The organism is Bradyrhizobium sp. URHD0069 (assembly GCF_000701345.1).
Taxonomy (GTDB): Bacteria; Pseudomonadota; Alphaproteobacteria; order Rhizobiales; family Xanthobacteraceae; genus Bradyrhizobium.
In genome coordinates, this window is the sequence record NZ_JNIJ01000053.1 from 1 (window position 1) to 14,063 (window position 14,063).

The following is a 14,063-nucleotide window of genomic DNA, read 5'->3' on the forward strand; positions in this document are numbered from 1 at the left end:
TGCCGCGCGCATCGTTGCGATCGGTCTTGTTGATCTGCGCCTGCAACACCGCCCGCATGTGCCGCGTCTCGACACAGATCGCTGGCAAACCTGCTTCGGCCAACGCGCTGAAAAGCCATTGCGATAGCGGCCCGGCTTCCAGTCCGATCCGCCTGAAGCGGTAGATGGGGTTCCGCAGAACCTGCAGCAGAGCTTCAGGCTCGCTCGCCACCTTCACTTCCCGCACGATCCTGCCCGTGTCATCCACAATGCAGACGCTGGTCTGCTTGACCGATACGTCTAATCCAGCAAAATGGTCCATGCTGCGCTTCTCCTTCTGATGCTTGAGGCCGTAGCCACGGACCTCGTTTCACCATCAGCCTGAAGCGCAGCACCAAAAATCTTCAGCTATCCACAAGCTGGGCCGGCCGATTACCCCATCTTTGGTGCGCAATCCGGACTCAAGTCGGACATCGCCCGGGGTCCGAAAAGTGCCGATTGTGTTCTCTAATGGGTCAAGGGCAACAGCTCGGTTCTGAGGGCGACGTCGTCGGGTGCCTGCGTTCTCTGCGTTCTCATGCGGCACTTGATGGGGTCAGCTGGGTGCGGAGCGGCTTGGTTGCAATCGCAGTCGGTTGACCGATCAACCGCATGCTACAGAATCAGCGCCATCATCCGTTCCCTCCCTCGGGCGTCGCTCCCGCTCGGGAGCTCGTTTTCGGCCTCCTGGCTGGCGCAGCGTTAATTCGCTACACACCAAATACCACCGCGAGGCCCCGGATCTGGTTCTCCAGCGTAACGCGCTGGCCGACCAGCTTCTTGCGGGCGATGATCAATGAGCGAATGGCGTGTGCCGGGAGCGACTTCACGTGCACGGGCTTGAAGAAACCGGTGCGGGCGAGATGTGCCAGGCCGCGCGCATCGTTGCGGTCGGTTTTGTGGGTCGCAAACGACTTCAGCGCCTGACGGGCCTGCCGGCTCTCCATACAGATCACCGGCACACCGCATCCGGTCAGGCCGTGATGGAGCATCGGGGCCATACGGCCGGTTTCGAACACGACCCGTCGACAGGCCGGCGCTCCGGCCAGCGCGGTTTTGATGTCGGCGGGCGTAGACGGTACCTTTATCTCGTGAATGACCGCGCCGTCTCGGTCCACGACGCACACGTGCGTCTCTTCCATCGACACATCAAGTCCAGCGAAATAGTCCATGGTCGGTCTCCTCTTCCAATGACGGAGCCGATCCTATCGGTCTCCGGAGAAGAGCTGCCGTCCATTACCCGATGTTGCAAAAGTCGAAAATCGAAGAACCCTGAATTTTTCGCGAAAGTTTCTTTTTTGACTTCCTTGCCGATGCGCCGCTCCGCAGCGCCGCTACGAAGGTTCGTGGTTGATTTTAGTTAAGGCGATGTGGTCCCTCATATCGCCGCGCGCGAAATGCATCAGCGGTGCTGCCGGAATTGGTGACATTGGCAAAGCCCGTGTCGGCGTAAATTCGGTTACTTGCGCTCATGATGGCGGCGCCAGCGTTGTTGGTCACCATCGCGTTGGTGGCGGCGTAAATGCCATAGAGGAAGGTGCCGGTGATGCTGCCGGAATGGGTGACATTGGCAAAGCCGTAATGCTGCCGGAATTGGTTGTATGGCAGAACCCGTGGTCGCATAAATTCCGGACTGGCCACCGGAGATGCTGGCGCCGGTGTTGTTGGTCATGGTCGCGCTCGTTCCAACAAGAATGCCGTATAAGGTGCTGCCGGTAATGCTGCCGCCCCCAAGCGGGAATATCTTGAGCAGGATTCCCGGAGTTTTTCCAATCTGAGGTTGGCATTTCACGCCCGTTCCAGGACAATCCTCTGCAACTGTACCTCGTGGGCAACAACCTGCGCTGACGGCATCACCCGTCGATGTGCTGTGGAAGCGCAGTAAACATGGCTTGCGACCACCGAGAATGAACTTTTTGCGTGGATTGCGCGGCCGTCGGGATTGTCTTACGCGGAGCGACGAGTGATCCGACGGCAAAAATCGGTTCCCGAACGTGGCTGTGGACGCACCGCGCAATTCTCCCGAATTTCGAGCGATGTCTCCGTATGTCCTGTAGCGTCAAGATTCAAAAGGACTACCATGCCAACAATCCAAAAGCCGCAACTCGACCATACATCTTTTCCCTGGCAGGACCAGTCGGACCGGTTCCACATGGAGTTGGAGGCGCAAAGGGCGCAAATTTTAGAACGATCTGGCTTCAACAGAGAGTTTGGCAATTCAGGTGACGTCCCCAGCATCAATGCGGAAAGGGAAGGCGCCGCATTCATTCTTGAGCTGAGCGGCATCCTTTCGCAGGCCGCGGCCATCAAGATGGACGCGGGCTACAAGCCGGCCAATAAGGTCATCGCGACGCTGAAATCGATCAAGAAGGATCCGTCGCTCATTCTCACGGGAGGTGTCGAACCAGAGGCGCTGGCCATGGTGGCATCGAACTACCAGCGCGGCGACGAGAAGCCGGGGACGTATTGGTTTGAGGTCGACAGATCTGACGACGTGCCATTTCCGGCTCCGCAGCGGGTTAGCAAAGCAGCTTCAGTCGCCCTCGACAAATTGTCCGCCCGTCGCGGTCAACCCAACAATATCATGCTGGATTTTCTCGAAGACAAACTATTAGCGTGTTATCTGCGCTTTAACCTGAGCGCGCGGCGACGCTCTGTTGCGGCTGATGGCGATGGGTCCCAAGCGGAAGCTGGACCATTTCTCGAGTTTTTGTCTTCAGTCATTGCCCCGCTGAATCGTTTCCTCATCCAACTGCCAGCATGCTACGGCGCCAAAGTTGTATCGGCACCGGAACTGGCACGCCGTGCGCTACGCCACCGCGGAAAATCTCGCATCGGACGGGTCTAGAAAGTTGACTTAGGGCTTTTCCGCATATCACCCAATTCCCCCCATAACTGATGGCACGACGGGGACCTGCGTCTGGCTCCAGATGGTGACGATGCGCACCGCATCGCGCGACGTAAGTCGCGGAAACCGAACCAATGGAGACCGCAGGTGAAAAAAAACCTCGACCCCCGCCGCGACATGGAGATTCCCAAGGACATTGCACCGTTCGTAGCCAAATGTCCGCCCCTGCTGCCGGGCGAATCGGACATGCAGTATTACGCGTTGTTCGACATGTTGATGGAAGAAATCCGTCCCGATACCACGACGGAGTGGTTGGCGTTGGCCGATATCGCCGGACTGTGTTGGGACGTCCAGCGTTATCGGGTTTGGAAGGGCTCCATCCTCAACATCTATCGCCGCTCCGCGCTGGAGACGGCACTGCGCGATACGCACCGCTCCCGCGCCCAAGGCTTCGGGTGCGACGCGCCGGCATTCTTCGGCATCGCGAGGAAGGAGGCCGAGGAATGGCGGACGGATCCGGAGAAGCGCCAGGTTCTGGACGCGCGCCTCGCGGAGCATGGTTATGATGAAGTAGCCCTCAATGCCGGGGCATTGTTGGAAGCAATGGAGCCGCTCTCGAAAATCGAGCGGTTTCTGTCCTCCGCCCGCGGTCAGCTCAATGCAATGCTGAAGGAGGTCTATGTGCGCAGGGCGTTCGCGGAACGCGCGCGCCAGGCGCTCGAGAAGCGCCTCCAGCCTGCGGTGTCGGCCACCGAGCTGAAGCAGATCGAGAAGAATCACTAAGCGGGTACCATGACCTCCACCCGCAAGCTCGAATCCAACAAGCGCAATGCCTCCCGGAGCACCGGTCCACGGACCCCGGGAGGCAAGTTACGTTCACGAACCAATGCTCGCCGGCACGGTCTTGCGACCCCTGTTGAACACGATTGTGAAGCAAGAGGCAGGATTGAGTATTTAACCGCAATTCTGGCTGAAGGCAGCCATGATTGCGAGCGCATAGAGCAGTCGCGCATCCTCGCCGCATGTCATCTCGACCTGCACCGGATCCGATCAGCCCGTTACGAGGTATTCCTGACAATCGATAATCTGGAAAATGCGAGCTGCAACGATCTTGAGACCGCGATGCGCGCAATGGATAAAATCAACCGGTACGAAAGGAGGGCATTGTCAAAGCGCAGGCGGGCATTTCGCAAATCGGAGGCCTGCTAAGTAACCGAAACAACCGCTGCCGGCAAAGGTTGGCGATTTCGTAATATCCTGCGCCGGCTTGTGGCTCAACCTTTACGTATTTCTTCGCGACTAGCCATTCCAGAAGACGGTGATTTGGACAACCTAAGAGAAGTACAAGGTGGTAATAACACATATGATTGTATGGGACAGCCAGCGACCTGGCGCTCAATTTGGCAGAACGAACCCAAACTCCAGAATTCGGCAGAACGAACCCAATCAGTCTTGTGACGCAACCCCGAAGCGCGTCTTGCGGCAAGACCCTCGACGCGAATACAATTTTGGATGAGGTGCCGTCGGCTACCTCTCGGTTCATCTGCTTCGCAACGGAAGGGTCAGCGATCTCCCATGAAGGATTTTGCCGGAAAGATCGCTGTCATTACCGGAGGCGGTACGGGCATGGGCCGCGAACTCGCGCGCCAGCTGGTCGCCGAGGGTTGCAATGTCGCGATGTGCGACGTCTCCGCGGACGCGATGGCCGAGACAAAACGGCTTTGCGAGGTGGAAAAGCTGCCGCAAGGCCTGCGCGTCACCACGCATATCGCCGACGTCTCCATCGAGGACCAGCTAAAGCGCTTCCGCGACGAGATCATCGAGCAGCAGGCAACCGACAGGATCCATCTGTTGTTCAACAACGCCGGTATCGGCGGCGGCGGCAGTATTTTCACCAACACCCGTGAGCAGTGGGAAAGGACGTTTAACATTTGCTGGGGTGGGGTTTACCTGGGCGTGCGCACCTTCCTGCCGATGCTGGTGAAGGCCGACGAGGGCCACATCGTCAATACCTCCAGCGTCAACGGGTTCTGGGCCTCCGTCGGGCTTGGCGTATCGCACACCGCCTATAGCGCCGCCAAATTCGCCGTGAAGGGCTTTACCGAAGCGCTGATCAACGATCTCCGGCTCAACGCCCCGCACATTAAATGCTCCGTCGTGATGCCGGGCCATATCGGCACCTCGATCGTTTCCAATTCCCGCAAGGTGCAGAACGGCACTGATTCTGAGCGTCTGGGCGAGAATGAAATCGCGCAGACCCGCGTTCGCCTGACCGCAGCCGGCATCGATGCATCAAAAATGTCGGACGAGGACGTTCAGGCGGCCGCCGCCGAACGCGCCCGCAGCTTTCGGGAGGAGGCGCCGACCACGGCCGCCCAGGCCGCCAAGATCATTCTCGATGGCGTCAAGGCCGGGCGCTGGCGCATTCTGGTCGGCGATGACGCGCAGCGCCTCGACGAGCGGGTGCGGCAAACGCCGGAGCGTGCGTACGATGCTGAGTTTTACCAGAGCTTTGCCGCCGAGGTTGGCTGGCGGATGGGATAAACGGATGTCATTCGGGCACGCGAAGCGAACCCCGGAATCTCGACATTCCGGGTTCGCATCTTCGATGCGCCCCGGAATGACGGATGCGTCTGGATGCCGGCCGCGTGACTGCCTCACATCACGCCGCGCGTACGCTGTGCAAAAATTTATCGACTTCACCCTTGAGGTGAACGCTCACCTCCGAAAGCGCCTGCGCCCATTTTCAGCATTTGACCGGTCGTCGTTCCGGTTTCGCTGGCTCCCTTGGCGACATGTTTGATATTGTCGGCAACATCGAGGGTGCCGCTGGCGGCGGCCCGGACGCCTTCCGCCTTTATTTAAGATCCGCTTGACAGATATTGATCACGCCCCGGATGACGCGTCTCACTCATCCATGCACCACCGTCTTCGCGATCATGCAATGGATGCCCTTGGAGCCGTTCACGGTCTGGGTCACGCGCAGGTCCGCGGCGAGACTACAGAGCGTGTAGGCATCCTCGCGCGACAAATTGCGCTTTTCGCCGAGCAGCACGATCATGTCGCGCAGCGCCCGCACCACGCACTGATCGAGGTCCGGATCCATCGCCATCGTCATGTAGTGCGTGGGCGTTTCAGCGCGGGGATAATCGAGCCGCAAATCCTTGCGCAGCGTCAGCCTAAAACGACCCTGCAGCGCGGTCTCGATCGCGGTGACGCAGACCTCGCCGTCGCCCTGGACACCGTGACCGTCGCCGCAGGAAAACAGCGCTCCCGGTACAAACACCGGCAGATAAAGTTTGGCGCCGGGGATCAGCTCCTTGTTGTCGAGATTGCCGCCCATCGCGCGCGGGATCAGCGAGGTGATGCGGCCCCAAGCCTGCGGCGGCGCTACGCCCATCACGCCGAAGAACGGCTTAAGCGGCAGATCGAGTCCCCAGGGGAGCCGGCCCACCATCCGCTGCTGATCGAGCGGAATATTCATCAGCCGTGTTTCATGGAAATCGTCGGGCAGGGTGCCGGCCAACGGACGAATCAGGTTGTAGCCCCAATCCTGCCTCAGCCTGACATCGAGGATTTCGACCTCCAGCACGTCGCCGGGTTCGGCACCTTGCACGGCAATCGGACCGGTCAGGATATGGCCCGGCAGCATCCGTTCGTTTTTCGCATGAACGTCGGCGAGTTCGGGCGGGACGTGAAACCTGTTCCTGTCCGGCACCACGTCGGGGCCGCCAGTGATGGTGTCGATCGTCACTTCATCGCCGCTGGCGATGGTGAGCACAGGCTTCAGCTTCGCTTCAAAAAAACCCCAGTGGCAGGTCTCGGGGCTGGAATGCAGATGATGATGGGTCATGAAGGGCTTTCTTGTCGGCTTAGTGGTTACTCTACTCGTCGTTGCCGGGCATAGTAGTCCGCGTTGCGCAGACTACGTAGACTTGTCTGCGTTCCTGGCAATTTCGCCTTCGAATTGCGCTCTTGTGAAGATGGATGGATACGTGGATCAAGTCCGCGTATGACACTGGAATATGAGGTTCGGCGCAACATCCATCCGAAAGAGAATCCGCATTGTTCTTCGTACTCTCCAAGACCCTCGGCATCATGCTGTTGCCGACCAACTTCCTGATCGGAATCGGTGTGCTCGGCGCGATCCTGCTGGCCACGCGATTCGCTTCGCTTGGTCGCAAGCTCCTGATCGCTTCCGTGGCGTTGCTCGCGATATGCGGGTTCTCTCCGCTGGGAAACCTGCTGCTCTCTCCGCTGGAGTCGCGCTTTCCGTCGTGGGATGCCGCGCGGGGCGCGCCCGATGGCATTGTCATCCTCGGCGGATCGATCGACCCGGACCTGTCAGCCGTGCACCACGTAACGGTGTTCCACGGTTCGGTCGATCGCATCATTGCCGGCGCCGCGCTGGCCCATCGCTATCCCAAAGCACGCATCGTCTTTTCCGGCGGAAGTGCCAATCTGGTTGCGGACGACGCGGCGAAAGAAGCCGATTACGCCATAACGGTCTTCGAAGCTCTCGGCGTCTCCAAAGCGCGCTTGATCATGGAACGGCTCTCGCGCAACACCCAGGAAAATGCCGAATTTTCGAAGGCAATCGCCGCGCCGAAAAGTGGCGAGCGGTGGCTGCTGGTGACCTCGGCCTATCATATGCCGCGGTCGGTTGGGCTTTTCCGCAAGGCCGGTTTTGCCGTCGAGCCGTATCCGGTCGATTGGCGCACGGGCAGGGGCGCTGATCTTCTGACGTTTGCAAACCTGGCGGTTGACGGGCTGGAACGGACGGACGCAGCCGTGCGCGAATGGATGGGCCTTGCGGCCTACCGGGCCAGCGGCAAGATCGATGAGTTGCTGCCGGCGCCGGCACGGAACTAGAAGCGCCGGTCGCAACCGGCGAACAATCCGGCTAGGATGACACCTCAGACGACGTGCAGTGGTCGGCCTGTCGTTTAAGGGAGTGTCAATTCATGCAGCAAGCAGCAACGCAAGGGGAAACCCTCGATTTGGCCGGCATGGTGGCCGATTTGAACAGCCTGCTTCGCCTGAAGACCACCGTGATCGGCATGAAGATGTTCGCGCGGGTCGAGGAGATGACGGCGATACCGAAAATCCGGCGGCCGACCGCTATTCACACCACCGACCAGATCGTTAGCATGGCCTCGCGGCTGGGCTGGACTGTCGGCATCACCGCCGACGATCTCGTTGGCTCGCAATGCCGCGCGGTGATCGGCCTTGCGCCTCAGGACGAGAAGTGGCTCGCCGGTCAAGCTTATGTCGGCGTCTGGCACGAGACGGCCGAAGATGCGCGCAAGCGCCAGGAGGCGTTGGACGTCGTCGCCTTCGGTAAATACCAGGCGCTGGTGGTGAGCCCGCTCGCCAGCGGCCGGCTCAATCCGCCCGATATTTGCCTGGTCTACGCGACGCCGGGTCAGATGATCATCCTAATCAACGGCCTGCAGTATACCGGCTACAAGAAATTCGAATGGGGCGTGGTTGGCGAGACCGCGTGTGCCGATTCATGGGGACGGGCGCTCAAAACCGGCGAGCCCAGCCTGTCGTTGCCGTGCTATGCGGAGCGGCGTTACGGTGGCGTGCCGGATGAAGAGATGCTGATGGCGTTGTCGCCTAAGCATCTGGCGAAGGCGATCACCGGTATGAATGCGCTTGCGAAGAACGGCCTGCGCTATCCGATCGCGCCCTATGGTATCCAAAGCGACGTTCGCGCCGGCATGGGCGTTTCCTACGCTAGGAAGTAGAAGAAGCCGCGCATCCAACCTATCCGCAGCATCCCAAGGAATTGTATATGAAGGCCTCGTCGAAATTCGACATCATTGTCTATGGCGCCACCGGCTTCACCGGTCAGCTCGTCGCCGAATATCTCGCGGCGCATTATGCCGGAAAATCCGATCCGAAATGGGCGATGGCCGGCCGCAGCCTGGACAAGCTCGCATCGGTGCGCGACGCGATCGGCGCGCCCGCCGACACGGCTTTGATCCAAGCCGATGCCAGCGATCCCGTATCGCTGAAAGCGATGGTCGACCAGACCCGATCGGTGCTGTCGACCGTCGGCCCCTATCAGCTCTACGGCTCGGAGCTGGTTGCGGCCTGTGCGGCCACGGGTACCGACTACCTCGATCTCTGCGGCGAGCCGGTCTGGATGCGCCAGATGATCGAGGCGCACCAGGTGACCGCGCAATCGAGCGGCGCGCGCATCGTGTTTTCCTGCGGCTTCGATTCGCTACCGTTCGAACTCGGCGTGTTCTTTTGTCAGGAAACGGCAAAGAAGACCCTCGGCGCGCCGGTCAGTCGCGTCAAAGGCCGCGTGCGCGCCATGAAGGGCGGGCCCTCGGGCGGCACCGCGGCAAGCATCAAGGCGACGTTTGCGGCCGCCGCGAAAGACCTCAGCTTGGTGGCGCTGCTGAAAAATCCGTTCGTATTGACGCCGGGCTTCGAGGGTCCGAAACAGCCGCCGGGCAACAAGCCGTTGTTGGACCAAGAGTTAGGCATGTGGACGGCGCCCTTCGTGATGGCGACCATCAACACCCGCAACGTGCACCGCTCCAACCTCCTGCTGGGCTTTCCTTACGGCAAAGACTTTGTCTATGACGAGATGGTGCTGACCGGCGCAGGCGAAAAAGGCGAAGCCAACGCCAAGCGCGTGGTCGCCGCCAATGCCGCGATGGGCGGGCCGGGCGGACCGAAGCCGGGCGAGGGCCCGTCGAAAGAAGAGCGGGAGTCCGGCCTTTACGATCTGCTGTTCGTCGGTATCGGCGAAGGCGGTCGTCAGGTTCGCGTTGCGGTCCGCGGCGATCGCGATCCCGGTTATGGATCGACGTCGAAGATGATCGCGGAATGTGCGATCTGCCTTTTGCGCGACACGCCGGAAGTGCCAAGCGGCATCTGGACCCCCGGCGCAGCCATGGGTAACCGTTTGATCAAGCGGCTTATCGATCACGCCGGCTTGACGTTTGAGGTCGAGGCGTAGGCTTGGGCGGTCTACGTAGTGCTGGGATCGCCGGGCGCTATCAGCGTCTGGTCTGCAGTCGCCTTGTAGCGTTGCGCGGCGGCGAACATGCCCCACATTGCGCCCAGCATCATCCAGAAGTGCCGCCAGTGGTCGGTGTCGATGATGAAGCTTTCGCCGACGGTTGCGAGAAACGCCGCAAAGATCGCGAGATAGGCGCGCTGCCAGGGCACCCGGACGAAGACGTAGCGAAACCCGATGATGACCGTGACAAACACCAGCGCGGGATAGCAGACGCCCGCGATCCAGCCGCCGGACATGAAGGCGTTCAGATAGGAGTTGTGGGTGTCCTCGGGGAAGTAGCGGCTAAACTGTAAGGGGCCGATGCCGAACGGCAGGTCGAGCGCCATCTCCGCGCCGAGGATGTGCCGTCCGAACCTCCCGAAGCGGCCCTCGTCGTAGCTCTGGTCGAGGCTGGCGCGCTGCCGGAACATCTCGCTGATGGAATCGAACGACAACAGCACGGCGATCAGCATCACCACGATGATAGCCGCGACAACCGCCGTCACGATGATACGCGAGCGTTGCGCGTACGATTGACTGGTCAGGACCATCAACGCCAGCATGAACGCCGACGCGATGGCGAGCCCGCCCCATGCCGCGCGCGAAAACGCCAGCAGGATCGCAATCGCCATGATACCGAGCGCAATCGTGCTCCGGAAGGATTTCCCGACACCGTCGGAGACGACGCTTTGCAGCACAAACAGAGCGGGAAGGATCAGGAACGCGCCCAGCACGTTCGGGTCCTTGAAGGTGCCGCGCGCGCGCTCGTACAGCGTCAGCAGGTCGCGTCCGCCGGGGACGAGATTGAAATAGCCGGCGATGCCGGCAATCGATGCTATCAACGCGCCCACGATAAGGCCACGCCGAAGCATGTCCAGCCGAGCCGCGGTGTCTTCGGAGATAACCATCGCAAAGAAGATCACCGTGACCGCCATGTACCAGGATGTCGCAACCCAGTTCACGACCTCCGGCTTGTCCATCAGCGAGGTGGCGCTGATGCTGTAGCCGATATTGATCAGGAACAGCAGCAACAGTAGCGGCATGAAAACCAGTCGCAGCCGCAAGCCCGTCGCAAAGAAGATGATGCTCGCCGACAGCGTCAACAGTTCGTAAGGGCTGGGTTCGATGAAAACGATCGCCACGGACGCGCCGGCCAGCCACAGCAGCGCGCGTTGCAGGGCGAGTACACCCGGCGCAACCGTCACTGATGAAGGGTAGCTCTCGGCCGTCGCCGCATGCGCCATTACACACTCTTGAACTTACGCAACTCGTACGCAACGCTTCAACCAAATACGTCTCATTCAACGGCGTTGAATCAGACTTTAACGTTCTCTGTTTTTAACATGACATTTTCGGGAAAGGCCGGTTCCCACTCCAGATCATGCTCTAGTAAGCGTTTTCGCCCTTCGTCATCAGCGCCAGCGGTGTCTTGAGAAGAATGTATAGGTCGAACAGCACCGACCAGTTCTCGATGTAGTAGAGATCGAACTCGACGCGCTTCTGGATCTTCTCCTCGCTGTCGACCTCGCCGCGCCAGCCATTGATCTGCGCCCAGCCGGTAATGCCCGGCTTGACCCGGTGCCGCGCGAAATAGCCGTCCACGGCCTCGTCGAACAGCCGGCTCTGCAATTTACCCTGCACCGCGTGCGGACGAGGACCGACCAGCGAGAGATTGCCCTTGAACACGACGTTGAAGAGCTGCGGCAGTTCGTCGAGGCTGGTCTTGCGGATGAAGCGTCCGACGCGGGTGACGCGCTTGTCGTTCTTGGTCACGACCTTCGAGGCCAACGGGTCGGCCTGATCGTGGTACAGCGAGCGAAACTTGAAAACGTCGATGCGCTCGTTGTTGAACCCGAACCGCTTCTGGCGGAACAGCACCGGACCGGGGCTGTCGAGCCTGATCGCGAGTGCGACCACCGCCATCACAGGCAGCGCCAACAGCAGAATGATCGCGCCGACTAGATGGTCGAACAGCCACTTCATCACCAGATCCCAGTCGGTGATCGGCGCCTCGAAGACATCGAGGGTTGGGACCTCGCCCAGATATGAATAGGAGCGGGGGCGGAAGCGCAGCTTGTTAGTGTGAGCGGAAAGCCGGATATCCACCGGCAGCACCCAGAGTTTCTTCAGCATTTCGAGAATCCGCGTCTCCGCCGAGATCGGCAACGCGAACAGCACGAGGTCGACGCGGGTGCGGCGGGCGAATTCGACGATATCGTCGACCTTGCCGAGTTTGGGGCAGCCCGCGCAGGTCTCGAGCGCGCGATTGTCGTTGCGGTCATCGAATACGCCTAGGATATGGAGGTCCGAATCGTCCTGGGCCTTGAGCGCGTCGACCAGCTGTTCGCCGCTCTGATCGGAGCCGACGATGATGGTGCGGCGGTCGAGGCGGCCCTGGCGCGCCCAGCCGCGTATCATCACACGCAGGAACAGGCGTTCGGCAATGAGTGCGGCGAGGCCAACAATGAAAAATGCCGAAAGCCAGAGCCGCGATACTTCGCTGCCGAGTTTTGCGAAGAACGATGCGCCGATAAACAGCAAAAATACGAATGCCCAGGACGAGAACATCCGCGTCATCTGCCGGAGCTGACCGCGAAACATCTGCACTTGATACATGTCGGCGGCCTGGAAGCAGACCACCGCGGTTGCGGTCATACCGAAAATGGCTGCGACATATTCCCAACGAAAGCCGCTGAGAGGCACCACATATGCCAGATAAAGCGCGATGCCGACGAGGCTGAGCAGGACAAAGTCCGCAACGCGAACGACGCCCGAGATCACGATCGGCGAATACGCCCGGGGCACCTTCTGGTTGGTGACGGCTAGGGCCGCCTGCGACAGCCGGCGGCGTCGTTCGATGAGAGGGCCATTCGCCGTGGCGGAAGTTGCGGCATCTAGCGTGGAGCGTGCGTTGATCGGTTCCACTGTTTCTGAGCCCGTTCTTGCACCGGCATCGAGGCACGCGCTGCCGAGGCGGAATTCCTCGCCTCACGACTAACGGACAAATCGGAAGAAACAGTTATCGCTGGTAAAGAGCGGTTAACGATTGGCAAACGCGTCGCGGTAGCCTGCCAGCACGCCTTCGACCATCGCCTTCTGCGAAAAATGCATGAAAATCCTGTGTCGCAGCGATTTTGCGCGCGCCTCCGCGGCGGCCGTGTCATCCAGCGCAGTCCCTATCGCTTCGGCCGTCGCGTCTGCGCTATGGGGGGCAAACAACGCTTCGGTGTGCGGCCCAAAAATTTCGGGAATGCCGCCGACATTAGCGGCGACCATTGGAACTCCCGCCGCGGCCGCCTCGATCACCACATACGGCATCGAGTCCCCGCGGGAGGGAACGACCAATAGCTTGCCCCTGGAGAACCCCTGTCGCGCCTTGACGTGACCGATGAATCGCGCCGCCTCGGCAAGACCGTGCCCCTGGACTTGAGCCTTGAGGGCCTCAATTTCCTCACCGTCACCGGCAAGCGTCAGCGTGACCAGCTTGCCGGTGGCGCGCAGGCGCGCCACGGCATCGATCAGGAGGTCGGCCCCCTTGATGTTTCTGAACTCGCCGACATAGACGACGTCGGTGGCATCATCCGCCTTAACGACCGGATCGAATTCATCCGCGGTCACGCCGTTGAATACGCAGCGCACCAGGCCGGTCGGTGTGCCGATGGTGCGCTGATAGGTATCACGCGCGAATGCGCTTTCGAACAGGAAGAGATCGGTGCTGTTCATCAGCACGCGTTCGAGACGGCTATAGAATGCGCCTTTCAGCGTCTCCAACGGATAGTGCAGCGAACCGCCATGCGGCGTGTAGACCCGAATGGTGTGCTTTGAACGAGGTCCCAGGCGGGTGAAGACGCCCGCCTTGGCGCCGTGGCCATGCAGGACATCCGGCTTCAGCCGCCGGATCAGGTACATGAAATGCGCCCACACCGGCATGTCGCTGGGATGAGGCTCGCGACGAATGGCAAGGCGCCGAACGCCAAGCTTGAGGCGCGGGGCGATTTCCTCAAGCGCTGCCTCGGCACGGTCGCCGCCGGTGAGACTGTCAGCGATAATACCGACGTGGTGGCCACGGTCGGCCTGTCCATTGGCGATATCCAGGATGTGACGGAAGATTCCGCCGACCGGCGCGCGAACCGCGTGCAGGATACGAAGCGGTTGATCTGACGTCGCGGGCAT

The 14,063-nt window shown here is 60.5% G+C and carries 13 protein-coding genes and 1 pseudogene; 7 read left to right on the forward strand and 7 right to left on the reverse strand.

What is annotated here, in order from left to right:
• The 3 genes and pseudogenes from N554_RS0126180 to N554_RS0126190 all read right to left on the reverse strand — a co-directional run.
• On the reverse strand, positions 1–301 hold a 301-nt coding region (locus tag N554_RS0126180; RefSeq protein ID WP_029586207.1), incomplete at its 3' end, for an IS110 family transposase.
• Between the two features lie 430 nt (positions 302–731).
• Positions 732–1,190: pseudogene (locus tag N554_RS0126185) on the reverse strand (transposase); the annotation flags it as partial.
• 184 nt (positions 1,191–1,374) lie between these two features.
• A complete protein-coding gene (locus tag N554_RS0126190; RefSeq protein ID WP_029586209.1) occupies positions 1,375–1,641 on the reverse strand; it encodes a hypothetical protein in 267 nt (88 codons plus the stop codon).
• Between the two features lie 457 nt (positions 1,642–2,098).
• On the opposite strand from N554_RS0126190, the gene N554_RS0126195 reads away from it, so the two are divergent.
• From N554_RS0126195 to N554_RS0126210, 4 genes are all read left to right on the forward strand, one after another.
• On the forward strand, positions 2,099–2,866 hold the full coding sequence (locus tag N554_RS0126195; protein WP_029586210.1) for a hypothetical protein: 768 nt from the start codon (positions 2,099–2,101) through the stop codon (positions 2,864–2,866).
• A gap of 147 nt (positions 2,867–3,013) precedes the next feature.
• Positions 3,014–3,649 (forward strand): hypothetical protein, encoded by a 636-nt coding sequence (locus tag N554_RS37580; RefSeq protein ID WP_051677733.1) that lies wholly within the window; start codon positions 3,014–3,016, stop codon positions 3,647–3,649.
• Between the two features lie 9 nt (positions 3,650–3,658).
• Positions 3,659–4,075, forward strand: a complete 417-nt coding sequence (locus tag N554_RS40335; protein WP_156042115.1) for a hypothetical protein — start codon at positions 3,659–3,661, stop codon at positions 4,073–4,075.
• A gap of 366 nt (positions 4,076–4,441) precedes the next feature.
• Complete coding sequence (locus tag N554_RS0126210; RefSeq protein WP_029586212.1) at positions 4,442–5,410, forward strand: SDR family NAD(P)-dependent oxidoreductase; 969 nt, start codon at positions 4,442–4,444, stop codon at positions 5,408–5,410.
• 367 nt (positions 5,411–5,777) lie between these two features.
• On the opposite strand, the gene N554_RS0126215 is transcribed toward N554_RS0126210, so the two are convergent.
• Positions 5,778–6,719, reverse strand: a complete 942-nt coding sequence (locus N554_RS0126215; RefSeq protein WP_029586213.1) for an acetamidase/formamidase family protein — start codon at positions 6,717–6,719, stop codon at positions 5,778–5,780.
• 212 nt (positions 6,720–6,931) lie between these two features.
• On the opposite strand from N554_RS0126215, the gene N554_RS0126220 reads away from it, so the two are divergent.
• The 3 genes from N554_RS0126220 (at position 6,932) to N554_RS0126230 (ending at position 9,848) form a co-directional block, all read left to right on the forward strand.
• Positions 6,932–7,738, forward strand: coding sequence for a YdcF family protein (locus N554_RS0126220; RefSeq protein ID WP_029586214.1), 807 nt, complete (start codon positions 6,932–6,934; stop codon positions 7,736–7,738).
• Positions 7,739–7,830: 92 nt separating this feature from the next.
• Entirely contained in the window at positions 7,831–8,619 is a 789-nt protein-coding gene (locus N554_RS0126225; RefSeq protein WP_029586215.1) for a DUF169 domain-containing protein, read from the forward strand.
• Positions 8,620–8,666: 47 nt separating this feature from the next.
• The gene (locus tag N554_RS0126230; RefSeq protein ID WP_029586216.1) at positions 8,667–9,848 is read left to right on the forward strand and encodes a saccharopine dehydrogenase family protein; all 1,182 of its coding nucleotides are present in this window, start codon (positions 8,667–8,669) and stop codon (positions 9,846–9,848) included.
• A gap of 11 nt (positions 9,849–9,859) precedes the next feature.
• Here the strand turns inward: N554_RS0126230 and N554_RS0126235 are convergent, their stop codons facing one another.
• The 3 genes from N554_RS0126235 to N554_RS0126245 all read right to left on the reverse strand — a co-directional run bounded on the left by N554_RS0126235 (position 9,860) and on the right by N554_RS0126245 (position 14,063).
• On the reverse strand, positions 9,860–11,134 hold the full coding sequence (locus tag N554_RS0126235; protein ID WP_029586217.1) for an O-antigen ligase family protein: 1,275 nt from the start codon (positions 11,132–11,134) through the stop codon (positions 9,860–9,862).
• 142 nt (positions 11,135–11,276) lie between these two features.
• On the reverse strand, positions 11,277–12,815 hold the full coding sequence (locus N554_RS0126240; protein WP_029586218.1) for an undecaprenyl-phosphate glucose phosphotransferase: 1,539 nt from the start codon (positions 12,813–12,815) through the stop codon (positions 11,277–11,279).
• A gap of 114 nt (positions 12,816–12,929) precedes the next feature.
• On the reverse strand, positions 12,930–14,063 hold the full coding sequence (locus tag N554_RS0126245) for a glycosyltransferase family 4 protein (protein WP_029586219.1): 1,134 nt from the start codon (positions 14,061–14,063) through the stop codon (positions 12,930–12,932).